Origin of the sequence: Parasphingorhabdus sp., from assembly GCF_036963805.1 — a bacterium.
GTDB lineage: Bacteria > Pseudomonadota > Alphaproteobacteria > Sphingomonadales > Sphingomonadaceae > Parasphingorhabdus.
In genome coordinates this window covers 1,048,069-1,071,668 of the sequence record NZ_JBALUN010000001.1, presented here as the reverse complement: position 1 = coordinate 1,071,668, position 23,600 = coordinate 1,048,069, and the positions used below count along the sequence as shown (strand labels likewise).

Annotated in this window: 22 protein-coding genes; 15 read left to right on the top strand and 7 right to left on the bottom strand. The window is 52.1% G+C overall.

Annotated elements, in window-relative coordinates; genetic code table 11:
- Positions 1-19 precede the first annotated feature (19 nt).
- The gene (locus tag V7676_RS05115; RefSeq protein WP_335658561.1) at positions 20-1,048 is read right to left on the bottom strand and encodes a GNAT family N-acetyltransferase; all 1,029 of its coding nucleotides are present in this window, start codon (positions 1,046-1,048) and stop codon (positions 20-22) included.
- A gap of 53 nt (positions 1,049-1,101) precedes the next feature.
- Between V7676_RS05115 and V7676_RS05110 the strand changes: the two genes are divergently transcribed.
- The 12 genes from V7676_RS05110 to V7676_RS05055 all read left to right on the top strand — a co-directional run bounded on the left by V7676_RS05110 (position 1,102) and on the right by V7676_RS05055 (position 16,775).
- On the top strand, positions 1,102-2,655 hold the full coding sequence (locus V7676_RS05110; RefSeq protein ID WP_335658560.1) for an acyl-CoA ligase (AMP-forming), exosortase A system-associated: 1,554 nt from the start codon (positions 1,102-1,104) through the stop codon (positions 2,653-2,655).
- Complete coding sequence (locus tag V7676_RS05105) at positions 2,652-3,887, top strand: pyridoxal-dependent decarboxylase, exosortase A system-associated (protein ID WP_335658559.1); 1,236 nt, start codon at positions 2,652-2,654, stop codon at positions 3,885-3,887. The genes V7676_RS05110 and V7676_RS05105 overlap by 4 nt, the downstream gene beginning before the upstream one ends.
- A 171-nt stretch (positions 3,888-4,058) precedes the next feature.
- Positions 4,059-4,715, top strand: a complete 657-nt coding sequence (locus V7676_RS05100) for an XrtA/PEP-CTERM system exopolysaccharide export protein (RefSeq protein WP_335658558.1) — start codon at positions 4,059-4,061, stop codon at positions 4,713-4,715.
- A gap of 37 nt (positions 4,716-4,752) precedes the next feature.
- On the top strand, positions 4,753-6,297 hold the full coding sequence (locus V7676_RS05095) for an XrtA system polysaccharide chain length determinant (protein ID WP_335658557.1): 1,545 nt from the start codon (positions 4,753-4,755) through the stop codon (positions 6,295-6,297).
- A gap of 9 nt (positions 6,298-6,306) precedes the next feature.
- Complete coding sequence (locus V7676_RS05090) at positions 6,307-7,224, top strand: AAA family ATPase (RefSeq protein ID WP_335658556.1); 918 nt, start codon at positions 6,307-6,309, stop codon at positions 7,222-7,224.
- A gap of 1 nt (position 7,225) precedes the next feature.
- Positions 7,226-8,848: a hypothetical protein gene (locus tag V7676_RS05085; RefSeq protein ID WP_335658555.1), complete on the top strand. Its 1,623-nt coding sequence runs from the start codon at positions 7,226-7,228 to the stop codon at positions 8,846-8,848.
- A gap of 35 nt (positions 8,849-8,883) precedes the next feature.
- On the top strand, positions 8,884-10,149 hold the full coding sequence (locus V7676_RS05080; RefSeq protein WP_335658554.1) for an XrtA/PEP-CTERM system-associated ATPase: 1,266 nt from the start codon (positions 8,884-8,886) through the stop codon (positions 10,147-10,149).
- 43 nt (positions 10,150-10,192) lie between these two features.
- Positions 10,193-11,026 (top strand): XrtA system polysaccharide deacetylase, encoded by an 834-nt coding sequence (locus tag V7676_RS05075; protein WP_442955410.1) that lies wholly within the window; start codon positions 10,193-10,195, stop codon positions 11,024-11,026.
- Between the two features lie 2 nt (positions 11,027-11,028).
- Positions 11,029-12,096: a FemAB family XrtA/PEP-CTERM system-associated protein gene (locus tag V7676_RS05070; protein ID WP_335658911.1), complete on the top strand. Its 1,068-nt coding sequence runs from the start codon at positions 11,029-11,031 to the stop codon at positions 12,094-12,096.
- Positions 12,093-13,319, top strand: a complete 1,227-nt coding sequence (locus V7676_RS05065) for a TIGR03087 family PEP-CTERM/XrtA system glycosyltransferase (RefSeq protein ID WP_442955409.1) — start codon at positions 12,093-12,095, stop codon at positions 13,317-13,319. The genes V7676_RS05070 and V7676_RS05065 overlap by 4 nt, the downstream gene beginning before the upstream one ends.
- Complete coding sequence (gene xrtA, locus V7676_RS05060; protein ID WP_335658551.1) at positions 13,316-14,869, top strand: exosortase A; 1,554 nt, start codon at positions 13,316-13,318, stop codon at positions 14,867-14,869. Before V7676_RS05065 ends, xrtA begins: the two co-directional genes overlap by 4 nt.
- Positions 14,870-14,879: 10 nt before the next feature.
- Positions 14,880-16,775, top strand: coding sequence for an XrtA/PEP-CTERM system amidotransferase (locus tag V7676_RS05055; RefSeq protein WP_335658550.1), 1,896 nt, complete (start codon positions 14,880-14,882; stop codon positions 16,773-16,775).
- Here V7676_RS05055 and truA read toward each other — a convergent pair.
- Complete coding sequence (gene truA / locus V7676_RS05050) at positions 16,761-17,528, bottom strand: tRNA pseudouridine(38-40) synthase TruA (RefSeq protein WP_335658549.1); 768 nt, start codon at positions 17,526-17,528, stop codon at positions 16,761-16,763. The genes V7676_RS05055 and truA overlap by 15 nt on opposite strands.
- The gene (fmt, locus tag V7676_RS05045) at positions 17,525-18,430 is read right to left on the bottom strand and encodes a methionyl-tRNA formyltransferase (RefSeq protein ID WP_335658910.1); all 906 of its coding nucleotides are present in this window, start codon (positions 18,428-18,430) and stop codon (positions 17,525-17,527) included. The genes truA and fmt overlap by 4 nt, the downstream gene beginning before the upstream one ends.
- Before the next feature lie 288 nt (positions 18,431-18,718).
- Between fmt and recR the strand changes: the two genes are divergently transcribed.
- The 3 genes from recR (at position 18,719) to V7676_RS05030 (ending at position 21,626) form a co-directional block, all read left to right on the top strand.
- On the top strand, positions 18,719-19,321 hold the full coding sequence (gene recR, locus V7676_RS05040; protein ID WP_335658548.1) for a recombination mediator RecR: 603 nt from the start codon (positions 18,719-18,721) through the stop codon (positions 19,319-19,321).
- 140 nt (positions 19,322-19,461) lie between these two features.
- The gene (gene def, locus V7676_RS05035; RefSeq protein WP_335658547.1) at positions 19,462-20,019 is read left to right on the top strand and encodes a peptide deformylase; all 558 of its coding nucleotides are present in this window, start codon (positions 19,462-19,464) and stop codon (positions 20,017-20,019) included.
- Positions 20,020-20,234: 215 nt separating this feature from the next.
- Positions 20,235-21,626 carry a DNA recombination protein RmuC gene (locus tag V7676_RS05030; RefSeq protein WP_442955397.1) on the top strand — a complete coding sequence of 464 codons (1,392 nt, stop codon included), beginning with the start codon at positions 20,235-20,237 and terminating at the stop codon, positions 21,624-21,626.
- Positions 21,627-21,636: 10 nt separating this feature from the next.
- On the opposite strand, the gene V7676_RS05025 is transcribed toward V7676_RS05030, so the two are convergent.
- The 4 genes from V7676_RS05025 to V7676_RS05010 are packed head-to-tail and all read right to left on the bottom strand — an operon-like array spanning position 21,637 to position 23,598.
- Positions 21,637-22,047 (bottom strand): hypothetical protein, encoded by a 411-nt coding sequence (locus V7676_RS05025; RefSeq protein WP_335658546.1) that lies wholly within the window; start codon positions 22,045-22,047, stop codon positions 21,637-21,639.
- A gap of 58 nt (positions 22,048-22,105) precedes the next feature.
- Positions 22,106-22,915, bottom strand: coding sequence for a TrmH family RNA methyltransferase (locus V7676_RS05020; RefSeq protein ID WP_335658545.1), 810 nt, complete (start codon positions 22,913-22,915; stop codon positions 22,106-22,108).
- A 3-nt stretch (positions 22,916-22,918) separates the two neighbouring features.
- Positions 22,919-23,197: an HPr family phosphocarrier protein gene (locus tag V7676_RS05015; RefSeq protein ID WP_335658544.1), complete on the bottom strand. Its 279-nt coding sequence runs from the start codon at positions 23,195-23,197 to the stop codon at positions 22,919-22,921.
- On the bottom strand, positions 23,194-23,598 hold the full coding sequence (locus V7676_RS05010; RefSeq protein WP_335658543.1) for a PTS sugar transporter subunit IIA: 405 nt from the start codon (positions 23,596-23,598) through the stop codon (positions 23,194-23,196). The genes V7676_RS05015 and V7676_RS05010 overlap by 4 nt, the downstream gene beginning before the upstream one ends.
- Between the last annotated feature and the right edge of the window lie 2 nt (positions 23,599-23,600).

Below are 23,600 nucleotides of genomic sequence, written 5' to 3'. Positions count from 1 at the left end.
TCCGGACAACGGCGCTTCCCTAAAGCGATCCGCGCTTTCCTACAAGAGCGGAGATAGTGTAACGCAGGATCGGAAGCCAAGAAAGGGGGGTATTGGGCCAAAACATCTCCAAACGATAGCGGGTGCGGACGTCTTCCATCCATTCGCGTTTATAAGGATCATTGCCAGTGCCGAAATCAACGAGATTGACGCGGTCTATATCCATCACATGCTGGAACATCGCCACGGATAGCAAAGTGCCCGGCGACGATTTTGTTGCATCTTCTACATGGGCGAGCTTGTGAATCAGCGCTTCGCCATTTTCGACCGTCCAGAACTGCGCCGCCACCGGCACGCCGTCAATATAGGCCAAGCCGAGCCGCAGACATCCCGCGCTTGCTTCTTGCTTCGCCAGATTTTTCAGGAAATCGGGATTACCTTCTTCCGGCTTCCAGCTTTTGGAATACACATCGAGATAGTCGTTCCAATGTTCCTCGGAAAATTCTGTCTCAATGCGCAGGGACACGATGTTTTTCTTTGCCTTGCGGCGGACAGTATTGCGCAACCGACCGGGACGTTCGGCCCAATATTGATCGAATGTGCGGCCATTGACGGATAAAATATGATTATCATCGGCCTTTGTTTTGAACACGATCCAACCGGCTTGTTTAAAAGCGCGTTCGGTAAGACTGGCTGCATGATCCTCTTCTGGAACCGGAGAAATCTCAATACGATGGCACGAGGAGGTGAGTTTCTTGGCAATACTGGCGAGCAAAGCCAATTTGGTGACTTCGTCATAATCGTCGGCGAAAATCGGGCGATATGTAAAATTATACCAGTTAGCGAGGGCAGTATAGTTGCCGAACCCTTTTTTCATCAGGAATAACCATGCCTCAGCATCATTTTCAGCGCTTTGAACGATCAGGGGCTTATTCTCTGGCAAGCACAGTGCGTGCAACTGGCTCAGCCACTCGAGCCGATCAAAAAGGGACTTTTGACCTATCCGTCCAAGTTTTTCGCCAGCCACTGCTTGCGCTGATTGAAAATTATCGTGATATTCACTGTTCATAGTTAAAGTTATGTCCGTCCCAATTTTCTTCTTTTTCCCATAGGCTCAAGCATTTGAACACTCAATTCACAAACCAATTCACAAATAGCGCGTTTCCTTTGGACCATCTTGCGGTTGCCAAAGAAGCGGATGCGATAGCATTGGTTACGCGTTCCGGATCTCTTACCTATGAAATGTTAAATCATCGTGTGGGCACCCTGGCGCGGTGGCTTATTGATCAGGGCGTTGATAAAGGTGATCGGGTGGCGAGCTGGCTGCCGAAGACCGAATTGGCCTGCATCATGCCGTTGGCCGCGGTCAGGGCCGGTCTAGTCTATGTACCGATTAATCCGGTTTTAAAGCCAGCACAGGTTCGTCATATTATCGGCGATAGCGGCGCAAAGCTGCTGATAACCAATGCTGGCCGGATAAAATCCGTCGAAGATATGCCTTTTGGTGAGGACTGCGTGATCTGGAATGATGCAGCGGTATCAACTGAGATTGAGGAGACCAAAAGCCCATTGCCCCTGAGCGTGATTTCTCAGGATGATGACCCTTTGGCTGCAATCTTATATACAAGCGGGTCAACAGGACTGCCCAAAGGGGTCATGCTCAGCAACGCTAATTTGAGCCTTGGTGCCATCAGTGTCGCACAATATTTGAAGCTGGAAGCGGGGGACCGCACTTTATGCGTGCTTCCGTTGAGTTTCGATTATGGTCAGAATCAGCTGCTTTCGACTTGGCATGCCGGTGGCTGCGCGTATCCGCTCGACTATCTGGCACCTCGCGATGTGATCAAAGCGTGCGCGCGTGACCAGATCACAACATTGGCCTCTGTCCCCCCGCTTTGGGTGCAGTTGGTTGATCAGGATTGGCCTGATGAAGCGACAGGTTCGATGCGGCGATTGACCAACAGTGGCGGCGCATTGACGCCTTCGCTGGTTAAACAGTTGCGAACTATATTCGGTGGAAAGACAGATATATATGCCATGTACGGGCTCACCGAAGCCTTCCGCTCCACCTATCTTGATCCGGCGTTGATCGATGATAATCCGACCAGCATGGGGACCGCTATTCCATTTGCTGAAATCATGGTGGTGCGCGATGATGGCGAAGTCGCTGCTGTCGGCGAAGAGGGTGAGCTGGTTCATGCTGGCCCGTTGGTCGCCCAAGGATATTGGCAGGATCCCGAACGCACAGCCGAGCGTTTTAAGCCAGCGCCATCGGCATCAGAATTTGGCGGGATAGCGGTTTGGTCGGGTGATACTGTCCGGCGGGAAGCAGATGGTCTGCTCTATTTTGTCGGACGGACCGATAATATGATCAAAAGCTCTGGTAATCGGATTAGCCCGACAGAGATTGAAGAAGTGGTTATAGAATCAGGGTTGGTTGCGGAAGCGGTAGCCATTGGCGTGCCGGATGAGCGTTTGGGTCATGCGATTTGCCTTTATGTAAGACCGTTGGAAATAAGTGATGGTCAAGATATTGAAAAACTTTTGAGCAAATATTTAAAGCGTAATTTACCCAATTTTATGCACCCGCGCGATATAGTCTTGATGACAGAATTTCCGAAAAACCCGAACGGGAAATTGGATCGTAACGCATTGGCAAAGGCCCAGAATATATGAGTAAGGTCAAACCCATTGGGCCCATTCCCGCTGGCTATGAAACCATTGATGGCGAGCTGTCTATTGGCGGGGAAACGGCTAGTGCACTGGTTGCTGAACATGGCTCGCCGCTATTTATATATTCTGCAAGGCATTTGGATTCGCGGATCGAGGCTTTGCGCGCAGCGATGCCGGACCAATTGCATATCCATTACGCCATGAAAGCCAACCCCTACGCACCCTTGCTTTCGCATATGGTCGGTCTTGTTGATGGTATCGACATCGCCTCGGGCGGCGAACTGGCGATGGCTTTGGGGGCAGGGGCCTCTGCCAACCATATTAGCTTCGCCGGCCCCGGTAAACGGGACGATGAATTGCTTCGGGCGATACAGGCAGGTGTTACGATAAATATCGAATCGCCCACCGAATGTGATCGTGCTTTGGCGATAGGCGCGAATGAGGGTTTGCAGCCCCGGCTTGCGATACGGGTCAATCCGGATTTCGATCTTAAGGGCTCCGGCATGAAAATGGGCGGCGGTGCCAAGCAATTTGGTATGGATGTCGAACTGGTTGCTCCGACCGTACAGACAATATTGGAAGCAGGAGCACATTGGCGGGGTTTTCATATTTTTGCTGGTTCACAGGCTTTGAAAGCCGATGCTATCATCGAAACACAGGCCCAGACCATCGCATTGGCAGCAAGACTGGCAGAAGAAATCGGGCAAAGTCCGGAGCATGTCAATCTGGGTGGCGGTTTTGGCATAGCCTATTTCCCCGGCGATGAAGCCTTGGATATAGCGCAAATCGGACATGCATTGGATCAGCAGTTTGCCAAGCTACCCGCTATATTGAGAGAGACCCAATTTGCGGTTGAATTAGGGCGTTATCTTGTCGGTGAAGCCGGAGTCTATTTGACACAGATCGTTGACCGCAAAGAGAGCAGGGGCGAAAGCTTTCTGGTTGTCGATGGCGGTCTCCATCACCAACTGGCGGCCAGCGGCAATTTCGGGACGGTTATCCGGCGAAATTATCCAGCAGCAATTGCTACCCAATATGACAAACCATCCGAAGAAATCATTTCGATTGTCGGATGCCTCTGCACACCGCTGGATTTGCTAAGTGATCGCGCGGAAATGCCAAAAGCGCAGGTTGGCGATATAGTGGCGATATTTTGTGCCGGTGCTTATGGAGCCTCCGCCAGTCCAGCGAACTTCTTGGGACAGGGACCAGCCAAAGAGCTGTTGGTGGGCTAAGCCAAGAAGGTCTTTTGTCGCTTTGAAAGCAGCTGGGCGTTAATCCAAAATTCAGTCAATACTAACGCTATCTTCACTATTTTTATCCATAGCTATCTCCTGACTATGCGTGATTTGCCATTTCCTCGCGGAATCGGTGGGTCGCCAGTGATTGTTTGCGAGGTATAAACTATGAGTGCTGCGTTCAAGAATAAAAGCCTGCCGAAATATATGATGGGTGCCGGTTTGGTATCCTTGGCAGTCGCGGGCTGTTCGAGCGTCTCGTCGGGTCCGCAATTGCCGCCCGCATCCTTTGTTTCCATGCAAGAAGGCCCCGGGGAAGAATATGTCATCGGACCGCTTGATGAGCTGACCATTTTTGTATGGCGCAACCCGGAACTGGGCGCAAAAGTTCAGGTTCGCCCCGATGGCCGGATTACAACGCCGCTGATCACTGACATGCCTGCCGTAGGAAAAACCCCTGCGATGCTGGCCGAAGACCTCAAGCTCCAATTGTCGGAATATATTAACGAGCCTTTGGTGTCGGTCATCGTCAATAATTTCTCCGGTACATTTTCGCAGCAAATCCGCGTTGTCGGCGCGACCGAGAAACCCGCTTCGATACCTTACCGTGCCAATATGACATTGCTCGACGCGATGATCGCCGTCGGAGGTCTGTCTGAATTTGCATCGGGCAATAAGGCGCGCCTGATTCGTTACAATCGCGGCACCGGCAAGCAACAGGAATATGCCCTGCGCATCGGCGATCTGCTGGAGCGCGGCCAAACCAAAGCCAATGTAATGCTGCAACCCGGTGATGTGATCATCATTCCAAAGAGCATGTTTTAATCCGCCTAGAGCGAAATCATAGGAATCGAAAAGACCCATGAACGGCCTTTATGATGAAATTCGAATAGCATTGCACAGCGTCTGGAACAGGCGCTGGTTGGCATTGGCCGTTGCTTGGGGGCTTTGCCTCGTGGGCTGGTTGGTCATTGCGCTCATCCCGAATAGCTATGAGTCGAAAGCGCGGGTATTCGTCGAAATGCAATCCATCTTGTCAGACAAGGTCGGGATTGAATCGCGTGACCGCAAGAAGAATATGGACCGGGTTCAGGAAACCTTGGCTTCAACGATAAACTTGGAGAAAGTTGTTCGCGGTACAGACCTGAATCTGTCGGTTGCAAGTGACCGTGAATTAGCCGGCAAGGTCGAGATGCTGCGTAAGAATATCGAAATAAAGTCGGAAAAAGACAATCTGTTCGAGATTACGGCTAAGTCATCGGGAAGCAATTTATCCGACGCAGAAAACGCGGTATTGTCGCGCGAAATCGTCCAGAAGATGATCGATATATTTGTCGAAGAAAATCTCTCTGGTGATCGGGACGAGACAACCCAGACACTCAAGTTTCTGGATACCCAACTCGCATCGCGGGAAAAGGATCTACAGGAGGCAGAACAAAAGCGGGTACAGTTTGAAACTGAAAATCTCGGCTTATTGCCCGGCATTGGGTCCATCAGCCAGCGCATCGAAGCGTCGCGGGCAGAGCTTAGCCAAATCGAATCGCAGCTGGGTTCTGCTTCCAGTTCTTTAGCGGCTTTGAACGGCCAGCTTTCGGGAACGCCATCCACAATCGCTACTCCCGGAGGGGGCGGTAATGTTGGCGGTGCGCGGGGACAGCTTGCTGATGCCCAAGGTCGGTTAGCATCAGCGCGGGCACGGGGATGGACTGACAGCCATCCGGATGTGGTCGCCATGAAAAGCGAAATTTCTGCGTTGCGCGGTCAAGTTTCCAAAGAACCGAAAGGGTCAGGATCATCTGCTTATAGCACGCTTAATCCCGCCTATAGTTCTCTCCAGAGCATGCGGGCCGAGCGTCAGGCTTCGGTAGCGGCACTGCAGGCGCGTAAAAACGCGCTTCAATCGGATATGGCGCAATTGGTTTCCAAACAAACATTGGAACCCGGCGTTGCTGCTGAGATGTCGCGGATTAACCGGGATTATGACGTGCTGAAAGAACAGTACGACAAAATGCTGCAGGATCGCGAGCAGATTAAGCTGCGCGGTCAAGTGGAGTCCGAAACGGACTCGGTGAAGTTCAAAGTCATCGACCCGCCTTCCAGCCCACGTTCTCCGGCTGCGCCAAATCGGCCGCTATTATTGGCGATGGTATTATTTGTCGGTCTTGGCGGCGGGATCGGCACTGCATTCGCAATGGGCCAGTTGCAAACCAGCTACCCGACAGCAGCTAGGCTTGAAAAAGCTAGCGGACTGCCAGTTATCGGTTCGGTATCGCAGATACTAACCAACAGCCAACGCGTCATTCGCCAAAAAAAAATGCGTCTATTTTACAGTGCTGGTGGTGCTTTATTTGGAGTGTTTGCGCTCTTGATGGTCGTTGAATTTATCCAGCGCGGCATGGTGGCTTGAGGAACGAAGATGAATAAATATAATCCTCTCAATAAATCCAGTTCGCTGCTTGAACGGGCAGCGCAAGTATATGACTATGTTCCGTCAAGAACGGGCGGACCGGCGCAAAATTATGGGCCGGAGATTCTGCCGCCTGAAGTCAAAACACAGCAACTGGTATCTACCGCCCCGCGTCGTACGCCGGATTATGATGGCCCGCGTGTGCTCGTAGATCGCGACAAGTTAAGAGAAGCCGGTTTCGTCGTTCCCGATGGCCCTGTTACCGGCATTTCGGAAGAATTCCGTATTATCAAACGGCAATTATTGCTGGCCGCAAAAGGCAGTGCCAAGCAAGCACCCTTGCCGCATGGCGAGCGGATATTGATTTGCTCGGCACATCCCAATGAGGGCAAAACATTTTGCGCCTTGAACCTCGCCCTCTCCATCGCAGCGGAGAAGGATAATGAAGTTTTGTTGGTAGATGCCGATTTTGCGAAGCCGAGCATATTGTCCAGTTTGGGGCTTGAGGGCAGCAAAGGGTTGATGGATGCTTTGGCCGATCCGGAATTGCCCGTGGAAGATTGTATTATTCATACCGATATTGGCGGGTTAGCGATATTGCCCGCAGGCGATCAGACCAATGCTGATACGGAATATCTGGCATCTTCCCGGACGGAACAGGTGTTGAACCGGTTAACCCAGCATAATCCCAACCGGATTGTCATTTTTGACTCGCCTCCTGCTTTGTCCGCTTCGCCTGCATCTGTGCTCGCAACACATGTTGGACAAGTCGTGATGGTCGTCAAAGCGGATGAGACCACAGAAACAGCATTAAAGGACGCACTCAGCCTGATGGCTGGTTGTGACAATATCCAGTTGCTCCTCAATGGCACCAAATTCTCGCCAACGGGACGGACCTTTGGATCTTATTACGGATATGGAGAGTAGCGTGGCTAAGAGTAAGATCATGAAGATACTGAAGGCAGGGTCCATTGTGACACCTTTATTCATAATCGCCATGCACCCGGCGCAAGCTAAAGATCGTAATGTAGAAATCACGCCTTATCTGGAAGTGCAGCAGGTTCTGGTCGCCGACCTAAAAGACGGTTCGGATGTACTAACCTATACGACCGTTGTGGCCGGGCTTGAGACATCCATCCAAACCCGTCAGGCAGAAGCGGAAGTGAATCTTCGTTACGAACGCCGCTTTTTCTATGAGGATAATATCGGCGACGATGACATTATCAGCGGTTTGGCGCGCGGTAGTGTACAGATTGTACCCAATTTATTGGCGTTAGAGGCTGGCGGAATTGCAACCCGCAGCCGGGTTGATATTCGCGGCGCGGCACCGTCCAATACGGTTGGCAATATCGATAACGTCACACAGGTTTACTCGGTTTATGGCGGACCTTCTTTGTCCACCCACATCGGCGACCTTGATGTCAATGCTAACTACCGGGTGGGCTATACCAAAGTGGAAAGCGATGACATCGGGACTTTGCCTACTGGCCAGCTGCCGATTGATATTTTCGATGACAGTATCAGTCACTCGGCCAGTGCCAGTGTCGGTATGGCACCGGGCGATCTACCTTTTGGCTGGTCGGTTGGCGGCGGTTATGAGCGTGAAGATGCAGGGCAATTGGATCAGCGGTTCGAGGGTAAATATGTTCGCGCTGATGTCACTGTTCCGGTCACGCCCACGGTCGCGCTTGTCGGCGGTGTTGGCTATGAAGATACCGAAATTTCCGAACGGGATGCCTTGCGCGATATAAACGGCGATCCCGTTATCGATAGTGATGGCCGTTTGGTCACTGACAAGGCATCTCCGCGGCTCTTGTCTTATGATAATGATGGCTTGATTTGGGATGCTGGTGTATTGTGGCGTCCCAGTCGCCGGACGTCATTGGAAGCACGCGTCGGTCGCCGCTATGGCAGCACGACCTATGCGGGTAGCCTTGGATACCAGCCCAACGAGAACACCTCGCTCAATGTATCGGTCTATGACACGGTATCTGGTTTCGGTAACTTGTTGAATGACAATCTATCCTCTTTGGGAACCAGTTTCTCTAGCAATCGCAATCCGTTGAGCGGTGAACTAAACGGTTGTGCCTTTGGTCAAACGACTAGCCTTTGCTTCAACGATGCGCTGCAGTCTGCGGCATCGTCATCATTTCGCGCACGCGGTATCAATGCGCAGCTTGCTTATGGCTATAACGGTTGGAATGCTTCGGTCGCCGCGGGCTATTCAAGGCACCGTTTCTTTGCCTCACAATTGGGGGCTTTGGCGAATGTGGATGGGCTGGTTGACGAGAATTATTATGCCAACCTGTCCATCGGTCGTCAGATTGATGCAAGGTCAAGCTTTGACACTAATGTTTACGCCAATTTGCTGGATAGCGGCTTTGCCGGTGCACCTAACGTGCTCGCGCTGGGGGCCAATGCGGCTTATTATCGCCAGATCATTCCCCGCCTTACCGGGACAGCGGCAGTCGGCCTCGATAGCTATGATCAGAATGGATTTAATTCGCAACTTACAGCATCTGCATTGCTCGGTTTGAAATATGATTTTTAACACTATCACCGGAAAAATTGGTGGGAGATACCAATATGTATGAAACATTTTATGGACTGAAAAGTCGGCCATTCCAGCTGACCCCGGACCCACATTATTATTTTGAGAGTCTGACTCATAGAAAGGCATTGTCCTATCTAGGCTATGGCTTGGCCCAAGGCGAAGGTTTCATTGTGATTACCGGCGACATTGGTGCTGGCAAAACGACCTTGGTCAGCCACTTGATGGCGACGATCGATCGGGCGCGTCTGACGGCGGCCAATATCGTCACGACCGCACTCGACAGCAAAGATATTGTGCGGGTCGCAGCGAATAATTTCGATATCGATACCGAAGGCATGGACAAGGCCCAGCTACTGGGCGCCTTTGAGGAATTTTTGCACAGTGAAGCACGCGCCGGACGACGGTGTTTGCTTATTGTTGATGAATCTCAAAACCTGCCGACCGGTGCTTTGGAAGAATTGCGGATGCTTTCCAATTTTCAGTTGGGTGGACAGGCGCTGCTTCAGATATTCCTGCTCGGTCAGCCAGAATTTCGCGATATGCTGCAAAATTCTAATCGGTTAGAACAATTGCGTCAGCGAGTGATAGCCAATCACCATTTGGAGCCGATGGAATCACAAGAAATAGAGCCCTATATTACCCACCGCTTGTCCAAGAGCGGATGGTCTGGGCGTCCGAAAATCACTCGCGACGTATTCTCTCTATTATATAGCGAGACGGGCGGTGTACCCCGAAAAATAAACACATTGATGAGCCGCGTATTGCTGATGGGTGCTGTTGAGCATGCTGAGTTGATCGATCAGTCTTTGGTTGGACGAGTGCTTGCGGATCTAAATGGCGACCAAATTGATATCGCGGAGCCGGATGCAAATATTGATCCGGAGACGGTGAAAAGCCCCTTGTGGGAAAAGCCTGCGCGAGCAGTTCAATCCGAATTCGATTCTGTGTCCACTGATTCGGTCACAGGAGTTGCGGAACCTGATGAGGATATTCCGGCTCGGATTTCTGCAGAACCAAGCGCAGAAGAGCATGAGGTTTTACCTTTTAGAAGCGCGGATATCCGGCCCGATGTTCAACCCGTCGAGCCTTGTGCCATGGAAGAGAACATTTCTCAGCCGGCCTTAGATAACAAGGTGACAGATCGCCTGGATAAAATATCCGGACAGCTTTCCCAGATGGAATCTCGCATGGGTAGTCAGGAAGAAAATCTACACCGTGTCTTGACGATGCTTGTGGAATGGGTCGAGGGCGATATCCGGAGCAAGGAAAGCTATGTCAAAACTGGACGCGCGGCCTGAGCCAATAGACGGGACGAGAAAAGCCAGTGCTTTGCTTAACGCTATGTCTGTGGATATCGAGGACTGGTTTCAGGTGGGTGCTTTTGAAACGGTAATTGATCGTGCCGATTGGGATGGCTTGGAGCATCGCGTTGAACGCAATACCGATAACGTTCTGGATCTTTTCGACGCTGCCGGGATCAAGGCCACATTTTTTACGCTTGGCTGGGTAGCAGAACGCTATCCCAAATTGATGCAGCGTATTGTGGGGGCCGGTCACGAGTTGGCCAGTCACGGCTATGATCACGCGCGTGTATTCACGATGACGCTGCAAGAGTTCCGTGACGATCTCGAACGCAGTCGCAAGATTTTGGAGGATAGCTCCGGACAGGCAATAACCGGATATCGCGCACCCAGTTTCTCTATTGATCAACGCACACCATGGGCCCACGAAATATTGGCAGAACAAGGCTATCGTTATTCGTCCAGCGTCGCACCCATTAAGCATGATCATTATGGATGGGCTGGATCTCCACGCTTTGCTTGGAAACCAGTTAAAGGGTCTGATTTGGTAGAGTTGCCAGTAACGACTGTGAAAGTCGGGAACCGTGTGCTGGCGGCTGGTGGCGGCGGCTTTTTCCGTCTGCTGCCTTATGCTCTCTATAATCTTGCCATCCGTAAAATGCACAAGGATGATGGACAGGGCGCGATATTCTATTTCCATCCTTGGGAGATCGATCCTGAACAACCCCGCGTTGGCAATGCACCGCTGAAATCAAAACTGCGCCATTACACCAAGCTGAATGTGATGCGTGCCAAGCTGGTGCGGGTAGGCAATGACTATGCTTGGGGCCGGATGGATGAACTGGCTGCGCTGAACGGAGAGCTTGCGTCGTGAACATGCCATTCTCTCCACAGGCGGTTGCCGTACGCATATTGGATCACGAAGACCAGAATGAACTGGCACGGATTGAAAAATTTGTGACTGGCCATGCCGAGGGTACAGCATTCCATCGACCAGCTTGGATATTGAGCGTTTCAAAGGCTTGCGGGCATGAATGGCGCTATATGCTGGCGGAAGATGCAGATGGAGAGTTGCAGGCGATATTGCCCCTTAATCTCATCCATTCGGCGTTGTTTGGGCGGGCATTGGTTTCATCCGGTTTCGCAGTCGGCGGCGGAATATTAAGTTTAAGCGATCATGCGACACAAATCTTGGCCGATGCGGTGTGGAGTTTCGCTGAGACGCATAGTTTTCCAACGGTTGAGCTACGCGGTGGGCCGACGCCATGTGATGATTGGCAGAATAAAGAGGGTGTCTATGCCGGTTTTGTGACGGACTTGGCCGACAATGACGAAAATCAACTGCTGGCCATTCCGCGCAAGCAACGTGCCGAGGTTCGCAAGGGTCTGAAAAACGAGCTAGTCGTTCGAATAGGCGGGGATGCGGAAGATCGGGCAGATCACTACCGAGTCTATGCCGAAAGCGTCCGTAATTTGGGGACGCCGGTATTCCCGAAGGCTTTATTTGATGAATTCCTAGATGGCTTTGGCGCGGATGCAGATATTCTGACAGTGTTGAGCGATGGTAAGCCTGTCGCCAGCGTGCTGAGCTTGTACCACGACGGAGCGGTATTGCCCTATTGGGGCGGCGGAAGTTTTGAAGCGCGCCGGCTTCGTGCCAATGATGTAATGTATTATGCGCTGATGAATCATGCGCGTGAAAGGGGTTGTTCGCGATTTGACTTTGGTCGTTCCAAGGTTGGGACAGGCGCCTATTCCTTCAAGAAAAACTGGGGTTTCGAACCGAACCCGTTATCTTATGCTATTCGCACAGCAGATGGAAAAGAAGCGCGCGATGTGAATCCGATGAGCCCAAAATATCGGATGCAGGTAGCGCTTTGGCAGAAATTACCACTTTCACTCGCAAACCGTCTAGGACCGATAATTGCTAAAGGTCTGGGCTGATGGGCGAGATATTATTTCTGACCCACCGCGTTCCTTGGCCCCCAAACCGGGGGGATAAAATCCGCTCGCATCATATGTTGCGTAAGCTTATGCAATATCGGCCCGTGCATTTGGCTTGCTTTGCTGATGTTGAAACGGAGGCGGCGGAAGATAGCGATATTAAAGCCTCTCTGGCGTCGATGCAGATAACTGTGCGGAATAAGTCTAATTGGCGGGCAGGGATCGAAGCATTGGCTTCAGGGAAACCGGTATCTTTGACTTCTTTCGAGAGCTCCAAAATTCGCAGTTACGTTAGTAATATTCTTAAAACACGACCGATAGATTGCATTTTTGTTTTTTCCGGACAGATGGCACAATTTGTTCCTGTAGATTTCGCTGGCCGCCTGATCATGGATTTTGCGGATGTAGATAGTGCGAAATTTGAAAGCTATGCCGATGAAGGTTCGGGGCCAATGGCTTGGATCAATAGGCGTGAAGGAAAATTGCTTCGGGCGTTTGAGCAGAAAGTTGGCGCGCTTGCCGACCATTCGCTGTTTGTCAGTGAAGAGGAAGCAGAATTATTTCGTCAACGCTCGGGATTGAGCGATGAAAAAGTGAAAGCCGTGGGTAACGGGATTGACCTGGAATTTTATGATCCGGCCAAAGTGCAGCCGGTTGAAGGTCCGCATTCAGGGCCATTGATCATCTTCACCGGACAGATGGATTATCGCCCTAATGTGGAAGCCGTCGTGAGTTTTGCAACGGCAGTAATGCCGGCAATTATGAAGCAGCATCCCGAAGCACAGTTCGCAATCGTCGGGCGGATGCCCACAGCCGATGTCCTTCGGTTAAATAGCAATAATGGCGTGATTGTTACAGGCAGCGTTGATGATATTCGCAGTTGGTTGAAGGCGGCCGATATTGTGGTAGCCCCATTACGTATTGCGCGTGGTATTCAGAATAAGGTTTTGGAAGCCATGGCTATGGGGAAGCCTGTCGTGGTTTCGTCTGCGGCTGCACAAGGTATTGAAGCGATTGATGGAGAGCATTTTCATATCGCTGAGAATCCTCAGCAGGAAGCAAGGCTGGTATGTGACCTACTATCAGACTCTGAGAGGGCCAGAAGACTAGGTGACAACGCAGCTGCGCTAATCAGATCATCCTATAGTTGGCAAATGCGGTTGGCCGAAATACCGGGTCTGTGCGGTATTGATGAACCCGCCTTGGCGGAGGCCGCAGAATGAGTGGCGCAGCCGTGGATCAATTGCCGGAGGTTTCGGCGGACGCACCTGTAGCAACGGCATGGACAACGCATTTGCGACTTTTGTGTTTGGTTAGCTTTGTAATAGTGGCCCTGTTCTGGCGCGATGCTATGGCGATGCTCGACGCTTGGTGGAATGTTTCAACCTATAATCACTGCCTGTTGATTGTCCCGATTCTTATCTGGTTGGTACAGCAACGGCGTGAGCAACTGGTGAAAATTACGCCGACTATTTGGGCTCCGGGATTGCTATGGATTGGGGCCGCTTCGGGGGGCTGGTTGCTGGGTGAGGCGGCAGGTGTATCCTTTGCTCGTCAGCTTGGCCTAGTGATGATGTTGCAAGGTACGGTGATGACATTGTTTGGCCCAGCGGTACTTCGCGGGCTGATTTTTCCGCTATTCTACAGCTTCTTCCTGGTGCCCTTTGGCGAAGAAATTGTGCCGATGCTGCAAACAATTACCGCAAAAATGTCGATGGTGTTCCTAAGCTGGGCTGATATTCCTGCCTTTATCGATGGCGTCTTTATTTCGACCCCGACCGGCTATTTTGAAGTGGCAGAGGCTTGTTCCGGTGTGAAATTTTTGATTGCGATGGTCGCTTATGGCGCACTGGTGAGTAACATTTGCTTTCGCAGTTGGCGGCGGCGTATTTTATTCATGATCGCGGCAGTTTTGGTGCCTGTCCTCGCAAATGGTATCCGCGCCTTTGGTACAATCTATATTGCACATCACACCACGATCGATTTTGCTACAGGCTTTGATCATATCTTCTATGGCTGGTTTTTCTTTGCCTTTGTACTGGCGCTGGTAATGGCTATCGGCTGGCCGTTTTTTGACCGTAAGATTGAAGACCCGATGATCGACGGTGAGTTGATCGAGAGAAAGGCCGGACCGGTTTCGTCGAAATTGAATGCCAAAACGGTGATGATTGCGATTGCAGCCATTATTGTTACACCGCTTTTGTGGACATCAGTTCTCGCAGCGCAAAGCACTCCAGTTCCTGATAAGATTGTATTGCCGATCGTTGAAGGCTGGCAGCAGGTCGAATATCGGCCGCTATATGATTGGCATCCGCGTTTTGACGGTGCGAACCATCAGCTATTGGGCCGTTATCACAACGAAGACACCGGCGCGGAAGTGGACTTGGCCATTGCGGTTTTTGACCGTCAGGAAGATGATCGCGAAATTGTAGGATATGGGCAGGGCGCTTTTGATCCCGGAACCAAATGGTCGTGGAGCCGAAATTTGCCTGCGCCTGCTTCCGGAAGGGCGATACAGATAATGGCGCCCGGGCCCGTGGTACGAAATGTGCAATCCTTCTATCGGGTCGGCAATATCTTGACCGGTAGCGGATCGGCTGTGAAACTCGAAACGCTAAAAACCAAGCTGCTTAGCGGCAATCAGCAAGCGGTGGCCATCCTGATATCAGCCGAGAAGGTCGATGAGGCGGGGCCACAAAAGGCGATGGAAGCATTTCGAAAAGCCGTTGGCCCGATAGATAAACTGGCTGACGAAATGGCGGGTCTGCGCTAGAGCGCAAATCATGTGCGGCATTGCAGGTATATTTCATTTGGAGACGGCGAAGCCGGTTGATCCGGCGCGTCTGCGCAAGATGACCGACAGTCTCACCCATCGCGGACCGGATGGCTCTGGTATATGGACCGCTCCGGGTGTCGGGCTGGGCCACCGCCGCCTGTCGATCATTGATCTGGAAGGCGGGGCGCAGCCCATGCTGACCGCCGATGAGGCGCAGGTCATCAGCTATAATGGTGAGATCTACAATTTTCAGGAAGTCCGCGCGGAGCTGGAATCGCTTGGTCATATATTTGCGACCAGCGGCGATACCGAAGTTATACTTTATGCATGGCGTCAATGGGGCGTAGATTGCCTGAAGCGCCTGAACGGGATGTTCGCCTTTGCGATATTTGATCAGCGCACCAAACAGTTATTCATGGCGCGTGACCGGCTGGGCGTGAAACCGCTTTTCTATGCGCCGGTGTCGGATGGCAGCATATTGTTCGGGTCGGAACTGAAAGCGCTGCTGGCCAATCCTTTGCTGCGGCGGGAGCCGGAGATCAGGGCGGTGGATGACTATTTGGCCTTTGGATATGTGCCGGATCATATATCGCTGTTGAAGGGCGTCAAAAAGCTGCCGGCCGGGCATTATCTGTTGTTACAACAAGGCAAGCCGGAACCGCAGCCTCTCCAATATTGGGATATGGATTTTAGCCAGCGTAGCAAAGCGTCGGCGACAGAATTAGAAGAAGAGCTTGTGGCCCTGATGAAAGATGCTGTGGCATCTCGCATGATTGCCGATGTGCCCTTGGGGGCGTTTCTTTCCGGTGGAGTCGATAGCAGCGCTGTGGTTGCGTTGATGTCGGAAAAGAGCCGGCAACCCGTCAAAACCTGTTCTATCGGTTTCGATCAGGCATCGCTTGACGAGACGGGCTATGCTCAGCGGGTCGCGGACCGGTTTCAGACCGACCATCGCTCGCGCACGGTGGCAGCTGATGATTATAGTCTGATCGATACGCTGGCAGATCATTTTGATGAGCCATTTGCTGATGCATCGGCCTTGCCGACGTATCGCGTGGCTGAATTGGCCCGCGAAAATGTGACGGTGGCATTGTCCGGCGACGGGGCCGATGAAGCGATGGCTGGCTATCGCCGTCATGTTTTTCACCATGCTGAAGAACGGGTGAGGGGCTTGTTGCCGCAATCTCTGCGCGGTCCAGCTTTGGGCTGGCTCGGCAAGGTTTATCCGAAAGCGGATTGGGCTCCCCGTCCGTTGCGCGCCAAATCGACTTTGCTATCGCTCGCTCGCACCGGGCCAGAGGGCTATGCGGAAGCCGTTGGTGTGACAACACCTGCTGGACGGTACGCGATCTACTCGAATGCGATGGTGGCGCAACTCGGCGGCTATGCGGGGGAATCCTGGATGATCGACCTGATGGAGAATGCTCCGGCACGCAACGGTCTGGATCAGGCGCAATATGCCGATATGAAAATGTGGCTGCCGGGGGATATCTTGACCAAAGTAGACCGGACCAGCATGGCTGTCAGCCTTGAAGCGCGGGAGCCGTTGCTCGACTATAAGCTGATGGAATTTGCGGCCAAGCTGCCGACCAATTTGCGGGTGCGGGGCGGGACCGGTAAATATCTGCTGAAAAAGTCGATGGAACGCTATTTGCCGCAGGATATACTCTATCGTCCAAAAATGGGTTTTGTAACACCGATTGCGCAGTGGTTCCGCGGGCCGCTTGCCGATGAAGCGCGCAATATTGCCGGTTCTGGTGCGCTCGCCCGAACGGGTTGGTTCGATCCGCAGGCCTTGGGCAAAGTGGCCGATGACCATATTGGCGGGAAAGCCGATAATAGCCGCTTGCTCTGGCAATTAATGATGCTCGATAAGTCGATGCAACGTCTATTCGGGCTGTGATCCCGTTTCCGGCTTCGGATAGGTCGCATCGACAAAATAGAGGCCGTCCGGCGGGGCATTGAAGCCTAGCGCGTCGCGGTCTTTTGCCTTTAGAGCGTTGAGCAAATCTTGCCGCGTCCATTTGCCTTCGCCCACCAGTTTCAGACAACCGACTATTGAACGCACCTGATGATGCAGAAATGAACGTGCAGCGACCTCAACTTCAATCTCTTCGCCAAAGCGGGTGACGGAGATGCTGTCTAACGTCTTGACCGGGCTTTGCGCCTGACAATGGGCGGACCGGAAAGTCGTGAAATCATGCTGTCCTACCAGTTCTTGCGCCGCATCATGCATGGCTCCTGCATCAAGAGGCCTAACGACCTGCCAGCTTTGTCCCTTATCGAGCGTCAGCGGCGCGCGTCGGTTGGTGATTTTATAGACATAGCGCCGACCCAGACAGGCAAAACGAGCATGCCATTCATCATCCACCGGCTCACAGGCCAATATCGCCACCGGATGGGGCCTCAGTCCGGCGTTAAGGCCTTCCATTAAGCGGAAAGGCGTCAATTTAGTGTCTAGATCAAAATGCGCCCGCATACCCAAGGCATGAACACCGGCGTCGGTTCTGCCGGCCGCATGCACCCGTATATCCTGTTTGGTTATCTTCGTTATTGCCTCTTCTACGGCCTGCTGGACGCTTGGCCCGTGATCCTGCCGCTGCCAGCCCATGAAGGGGCGGCCATCATATTCTATGGTGAGCGCGAAGCGGGTCATTGCAATATTGTTCCGACGGGAATTGCGGTGCCATTGAGAAACTCTGCAAGGGTTAATTTGGGGCGCCCCGCCTTTTGAATGAGGCTGGGCCGGATCGCGTCTTCGGTGCAGGCAATTGCCAATTGGTCGTCCAATATTGTTCCAGCAGCTCCCGTCCCATCGACGACTTCCGCAGAATGAATGCGATAGCGGTCGCCATCATATTCGAAAAATGCTCCCGGCGCGGGATTAAAGGCCCGGATTTGAGCGATAACGGCTGGTGCGGATTGGTTGAAATCCAGTCGCGATTCCTGCTTCTCAATCTTCTTGGCATAGGTGGCCAGACTATCATCCTGAATTTCGGGCGTATAGTCTGTAGAATTGTTGAGATATTCTACCATTAATGCGGCACCGGTCTGGGCCAATTCATCGGTCAGCTCTCCGGCGGTCTTTGCGTCAACCGGTGTGCTGGATTTGAGCAACATTGGTCCGGTATCAAGCCCGGCCTCCATTTGCATGATGGTAATGCCGGTTTGTTCGTCACCCGCCAATATAGCGCGCTGCACCGGCGCCGCACCGCGCCAGCGGGGGAGCAATGACCCGTGAATGTTTAGGCAGCCCATTTGGGGCGAATCCAATATGGCTTGCGGTAAAATCAGACCATAGGCCGCGACAATGGCGGCATCCAGATCAAGCGATGCAAATTCAGCCTGTGCGTCATCGGTCTTCAAAGACACCGGCACACGGACCTCTATTCCCAATTCCTCAGCAACCTGCTGAACAGGTGAGGGCGTCAATTTTTTTCCGCGTCCGGCACGGCGAGGAGGTTGTGAATAGACGGCGACAATATCATGACCCGCCGCGTGCAGAGCGCGCAGGGCTGGGACTGCAAAATCTGGTGTACCCATAAAGGCGAGACGCAGTGCGTTTGGTTTTATCGCAGTCATGAGGCAGTCCGCATTATCACTTTATCCATCCCAAAGTTGACACAAATTACACCCTTCATCACGCGAGCGACCGAGCCAAAGTTCACACAATTCTCACCCCCTGTAACCAACGTGGCTGGCGGGCAGGAAATCTTTTGCGAAGCCATAGATGATGAGATTGTGCAGGATGGATGAATCATCCTGCCTCCCTAACCAAACAAGCGCGAGTAGGACAGCATGATTTTGTGTTGGCAGGGGGCGGAACATCGTCTTAAAGGTCAAGTCATGGCATCACAAGAGATCGAAAATCTGGTTCAGGCTCTGTCCAAACTTCCGGGCTTGGGGCCGCGCTCGGCAAGGCGGGCTGTGCTTCATCTCATCAAGCGCCCCGAAACGACGATGAAACCAATATTGGCGGCTATGGAACGGGTGCAGGCCAATCTTGTTACCTGCGATATTTGCGGCAATGTCGACACGCAGGACCCTTGCCAGATTTGCGTTGATCCGCGCCGCGACGAAAAAGCACTCTGCGTGGTCGAGGAAGTGTCCGACTTGTGGGCGCTTGATAAATCACGGTTGTTTCCGGGGAAGTTCCACGTGCTGGGCGGACGCTTATCGGCCCTTGACGGTGTGCGGCCGGAAGATATCGGGATCGATAAGTTAATCAAACGGGTGGAGCGGGGCGGCATAGATGAAGTCGTGCTGGCGATGAATGCGACATTGGAAGGGCAGACGACAGCTCATTATATAGCAGAACGGCTCGAAAATTATCCGCTGCGGCTCAGCCAGCTATCCCACGGTATCCCCGTTGGCGGTGAGCTGGATTATCTCGATGAAGGCACATTGGCACAGGCGCTGCGCTCAAGAAGGCCGATCAATAGCGATTGAGTGAGCCTCGGGAATATCTTGAGACGTGTTTTACGCCGTGATGTTAAAATAGGCCCTAAGTCGTAATGTCAGGAATACTAAACGTAAAACAAGTGCCGCGACTGCTTGACGAATCCGGGCATAATCCCTAAATTTAGGACATGGCCATTTTACCAATCCTTGAAGTTCCCGATCCGCGTCTGAAAACTGTTTCAGAGCCGGTCACAATATTTGACGAAGCGCTTCAAACGCTGATCGCGGACATGTTCGAAACCATGTACGAAGCGCCGGGCATTGGCCTTGCCGCGATTCAGGTGGGCGTGCCCAAACGGATATTGGTGATCGATCTTCAGGAACCGGTTGAACATAATCATGACCATGGCGAACATTGCAACCACGATCATGAAGTGATTCGCGATCCTCGTGTGTTCATCAATCCCGAAATTCTCGACCCTTCCAAAGACCTGAACATTTATAGTGAAGGCTGTTTATCAGTGCCGGAGCAGTATGCCGATGTCGAACGCCCCGCAGCCATCCGCGCGCGTTGGCAGGATGAAACCGGCAAGCAGCATGAGGAAGAGATGGAAGGCCTTATGGCCACCTGTTTGCAGCATGAGATGGACCATCTCGAAGGCATATTGTTCATCGACCATCTTTCCCGTCTGAAACGGCAAATGGTGCTGAAGAAGTTGAACAAATATCGCAAAGAAGCGGCCTGATCCTGCCACCTTTGTAATCGTTACGTCATCCTGAATTTATTTCAGGATCTGCTTAATTCCCAAATGGCCCCTTCGAGATACTGAAACAAGTTCAGCATGACGATTTCGAGTTCCGCATGACGATGTTCTCAATATGATGATTATTGCCTAAAGCAATTGCATGTGAAGCCGCGAAGGTTTAGGTTCTTGTTTCGTTCTATCTGAAAGGGCCTGTCTTGGACGCTATTGTCGCTCTCCTAATCGCTATTGTAACTCTTATTATGGGTCTCGGCGCAGGCTGGTTCGTTGGTGGACGCGCTTCGGCTGCATCGGCCAAGTCGGCAGAGCAAACTGCGGCTTCGCTGCGGTCTATGCTCGACGGCGTGCAGGTTGAGCGTGATACGGCGCGATCAGAACGTGATGTGATCCGCGATGACCGGGATCAAGCCAGACAATCTTTGGCCTCTTTGGAAGCCGATGCCCGCAATCATGAGAAGCAATTAAAGCAGCTCGTTGAAGCCAAGGAATCGTTGTCCGCACAATTTTCTGAAGTCGGCGCAAAAATGCTAGAAACGGCGCAGCGGCAATTTCTGGAACGCGCTGACCAGCGCTTTGATCAGGCCAACGAAAAAGGCGGCGAGAAAATCGCGAAATTGCTCCAGCCCGTGCATGAGCGGCTCGCAACGTACGAAGAATCGATCAAGAAAATCGAGAAGGAACGCACTGAATCCTATGCCGGAATAACTGCCACGATCGAACAGGTGCGCCAAGGGCAGGACAGGGTGCAGCAGGAAGCGGCGCGGCTCGTCAATAGTCTGCGTAATGCGCCAAAATCGCGGGGCCGCTGGGGTGAGCAGCAACTTAAAAATGTTCTCGAGACCTGCGGTCTTTCCGAACATACGGATTTTGTTACAGAGCAAAGCATTGATACCGACGAGGGGCGTTTGCGACCCGATGCGGTGATCAGCGTACCCGGCGGCCGCAAGCTGGTTATTGATGCGAAAGTCTCGCTCAACGACTATCAGGATGCTTTTGAAGCTGAAGACGAGGATGCCCGTAATTTTGCGATGGCTCGTCACTGCAATAGCATGAAAGCACATATCGATGGTCTTTCGAAAAAGGCCTATTGGGATCAGTTTGAAGATGCGCCCGATTATGTGATCATGTTCGTGCCAGGTGAGCATTTCCTGTCAGCGGCATTGGAACATGAGCCAACGCTGTGGGATCATGCTTTTGAGAAAAAAGTGTTGCTGGCCACGCCAACCAATCTGGTCGCCATTGCGCGGACAGTGGCCGGTGTGTGGCGGCAGGAAAAAATGGCAGCAGAGGCCAAGCAGATCGGGCAATTGGGCAAAGAAATGTATGATCGGCTTGCCGTCGCCGGAGAGCATTTGAAACGTGTGGGGTCAGGGCTTGGTAGCGCTGTCGGCAATTATAATAAATTTGTCGGCAGTTTTGAACGCAACATCATGGCGACCGGCCGTAAATTTGCTGCGCTCAATATCGAAACGGGCAAAAAAGAGCTGGAGCCCGTCGCCGAGATTGAAGCACTGCCACGCTATTCGGGCGAGGTTGAAGCAGCGCTGATTGAAGATGATCGTAATTTAAAAGATGAGGCGGCCGAATAACCGCCTCTATCTAGGTTGCTTCAGGGTCGGATAATATGTCGCCGCCACAGCCGTCATGATGACCGCTGCCGCTAACCGCGATATTGACTGTGTCGGCATATTTGAGATCACTCATACCGTCATTGCATTCTTTACCTAATGCGATGGTGACGGTGATATTGTCATGATCCGTAAACCCCTTAATTTCCCAGCCGGCCTCGGTTTTTTTCATGCGTGCCACTGGTAGACTAAAATCATTCGTGGCTTCTATGGAGCTATAGGCGATCACATCATCTTTGATTTCGACCGACCAACCCGGTTCTGTGCCAACGGCTTTATATTCTGTCAGTCTTTCTTCTACTGTGGGCGTTTCTTTAGGCTCTTCACCACAGGATACCAATAATAGTGATAGAATTGGTAATGCCAACATTGTTCTTTTCATATTTTTCTCTCCCGAAGAACAGAGTAGCATATGAATCAATATTTCAAAATAGCAGTGTTTAGCGCCGCTGGTTTAGCACTTCATAGGCGATGACGGCGCTAGCAATGGCTGCGTTCAGGCTATCGGCCTTGCCCATCATCGGCATTTTGACCAACATATCGCAGGCCGCTTCATAATCTTCCGGAAGGCCCTGTGCTTCGTTACCGATCAATAGAAATGTCGGAGCTTCATATTTGACGGACTGATAGTCTTTGTCGGTATCCAGGCTGGTTCCGACCAATTGGCCTTCGCCAGCGCGTAACCAACTGATAAAATCATCCCAAGGTGCTTGCGCGATTTTTTGGGTAAATATCGCTCCCATGCTGGCCCGCACGGCTTCGACCGAGAATGGATCGACACAATCATCGATCAGGATAAGCCCTCCGGCACCTACGGCATCACCGGTCCGCAATATCGTCCCCAAATTCCCTGGATCGCGCAGGGCCTGTGCGACAAGCCATATACCCGACGTGTTGCGGTCGAGATCGTCCAGCGAAGTGGGATGGTCTTCATATATGCCGATAATGGATTGCGGATTGGATTTGCCGGACAGCTTGGCAATAATGGCCTCGCTCGTTTCAATCACATCACCACCAGCTTCAAAAGTGGCCTGTTCGATTTTCTGCGCGAGCGGATGAAGTTCGGTATCCTCTACCACGACGAGCAATTTTGGTGTTTTTCCGGCGTCCAAGGCTTCGGTTAAAATGCGCAAGCCTTCGGCAAGGAAATGGCCTTCGCGCTTGCGATATTTTTTTTCGCGTAAGCTTTTGAGCCGTTTGATCGTTGGGTTGGAAAATCCCGTAATTTGGCGTCGTTCAGAGGCGTGCACGGACTAATCCTCGCCAAAGCCGTCGACAACCAGTCCGGCGAGTTTGTCCAGCGCCGTTTCGGCTTGATCGCCCTCGACGATAATTTCGATATGGTCGCCCTTGGCCGCGCCCAGCATCATTAGGCCCATGATCGACGTACCGGTTACTTCGTTTCCGTCTTTGCCGACCTTGACTAATATGCCCTCTGGCAGTTTGCTGACATAGGTGACAAATTTCGCGCTGGCACGGGCGTGCAGGCCGCGATTATTGGTGATAGCGACGGTTTTGCGTACTTCGCTCATGCATCGCTTCCTAGAATTTCAGAAGCAACGCTGATATATTTTTGCCCAGCCTCTTTTGCAGCCGCCACCGCATCTGTCACATTCATGCATTTGCGGGCGCCGTCCAGACGGATCAGCATCGGCAGGTTTACACCGGCAATCACTTCAATCCGGCCCTTGTCCATTAACGAAATGGCGAGATTGGACGGCGTTCCACCAAATAGATCGGTAAGTACGATAACGCCGTTTCCGGTCTGGACTTTATCGATGGAGTCGGAAATTTCCTGACGCCGCACCTCCATGTCATCATGGGGACCGATGCAAATAGGCAAGATTGCCTTTTGCGGACCAACAACATGTTCCATTGCAGTGATAAATTCCACAGCCAAACGTCCGTGGGTAACAAGAACCAACCCGATCATTA